3 protein-coding genes are annotated in these 1620 nt (G+C 64.8%); all 3 read left to right on the top strand.

Going from position 1 to position 1620, the window contains the following annotated elements; translation table 11 throughout:
- Positions 1-353, top strand: a 353-nt coding sequence (locus EB084_25030) for a hypothetical protein (GenBank protein NDD31528.1), incomplete at its 5' end; no start/stop codon positions are given.
- A gap of 151 nt (positions 354-504) precedes the next feature.
- Positions 505-762 (top strand): hypothetical protein, encoded by a 258-nt coding sequence (locus EB084_25025; protein ID NDD31527.1) that lies wholly within the window; start codon positions 505-507, stop codon positions 760-762.
- Positions 762-1055, top strand: coding sequence for a hypothetical protein (locus tag EB084_25020; protein ID NDD31526.1), 294 nt, complete (start codon positions 762-764; stop codon positions 1053-1055). Before EB084_25025 ends, EB084_25020 begins: the two co-directional genes overlap by 1 nt.
- Positions 1056-1620 lie beyond the last annotated feature (565 nt).

Genomic DNA, 1620 nt, shown 5'->3' with positions numbered 1-1620 from the left:
GCTATTACGCGGCTCTCCAGGCCGACCCCCAGCAGCTGCGCGCCTCCGATCTCAACGAACTCCTCCAGCCGGACTACATGTCGCGGCTGCGCTTCAACAACTTTCCACTGCAGCAGTACGGCGTGATCTTCAAACTCGACGTGATGCTCTCAAACGCGATCGAGATGCACCGGCGCCCGTGGGCGCTCGTGGCCGCGGAGCAGGGGATGCGCGAGCCCGACGACGACGAGATCCTGCGCGCCATCGGGATGCGCCCCGAGCGTGCCATCCAGCAAACCTTCCGCTGGACCGACGACTGGGGCGAGACGCAAAAGCTTGCATTTGAGGTGCGCTCGCTCAAGAGACACAACTGAAACCTGCCTCGAGGCGCCTCGGGCGTTCCTCTGTGTCCCGCGCTCACCTCTCTCGCGCCTCTCTCTCGCCCCCCCTCGCTCCTCTCTCCCTCTCTCACGCATTTGGGCGCTCGCCTTACTCTCTCTGCAGCACTACCACGCGAAGAACACGGTGCTTCGCGACTTTGACTTTGCAGTTGCGGACGGTGCCAAGGAGTGGCTGACGCTGCTCAACGAGTATCAGGTGCCGTGCTGCGTGTGCGCGGGCGCCACGATGGACCGGGGGGCGCTCGCCAGCGTCCTCGAGCGTGCAGGCCTGCGAGATCTCTGCCCGATCTCGGTGACAGCAGAGGACGGATGCGAGACTACGGAGCAGGCCTACCTCGTCGGATGCATTAAGGTGTCGCCCGCCCGAGCGATGCCAGATTGATGCCAGATTGTGCCAGATTGAGACCTGGGCGGCCCCTGATCACACGACTGACCGCCTCCGTTCTCCCCCGTCGTTCGCAGCTCGAGCGTCCTCCTGAGCGATGCGTCGTCTTCAGCGATGACGTCGACGACATCCTCGCTGGCCACGATGCCACTGCCAAGGTGGTCGCCGTCATGGGCGGCGCGCGGCGCAATGGCGCCGATCTACGCATCGCTGACCAGCGCGTCTCCTCCTTTGAGGACATGAGCCTCATGTCGCTGCGCGAGCTCTTCAAGGGCGAGAAGATGCGCTGAGAATAGATGCGCTGAGCCGCGGGCCACCCACGAACTCGCCGCCAATCCGCCGCTAGACAAGAGAGGGGCTTGCGCGTGAGGCACAAGCACACATACATACAAGAGAGAGAGAGAGAGGGAGCGCGCGGGCGCGCGCCGAGAGAGCGCGGAGAGAGGCCGCACTCCCCTCTCAGTCGGGAGGCGCTTTCTTGTGCTCGCTTTCTTGTGGTTGTGCTCGGGGCTCGGCTCGCTCCTTCGCTTGCGTGGCGCGCCGCAGGTTGGCCCTCGCGCCCTGTACCATTTTGTGTTGATTAACTACGTGGGCCCGTTTTTGTGAGATGGACCGAACACTCGGTGCAATAACGGTAAGCAACCCGGCACGACTCGACCTCTGACGGGCCGTGCGCGGGCGCGTCGGTGCATGTTCGGGCCGGTGGGCTGAGGCCTCAGAGCCCGCCACCCTTGTTGATCCGTGTGGCGGAGTGGCAGAGAGTCTGCGCGGCGGGCCGCCGCCGTGCGCCGCGACGACTGAGCACTGGCATGCTGACTCGTGCACATGGTGACTGACGGGTGGCCACGACCCAGT

The sequence above is a fragment of the Pseudomonadota bacterium genome (genome assembly GCA_010028905.1).
Classification (GTDB): domain Bacteria; phylum Vulcanimicrobiota; class Xenobia; order RGZZ01; family RGZZ01; genus RGZZ01.
The sequence above is the reverse complement of the archived record's forward strand: the minus strand, read 5'-3'. Positions and strand labels throughout refer to the sequence as shown.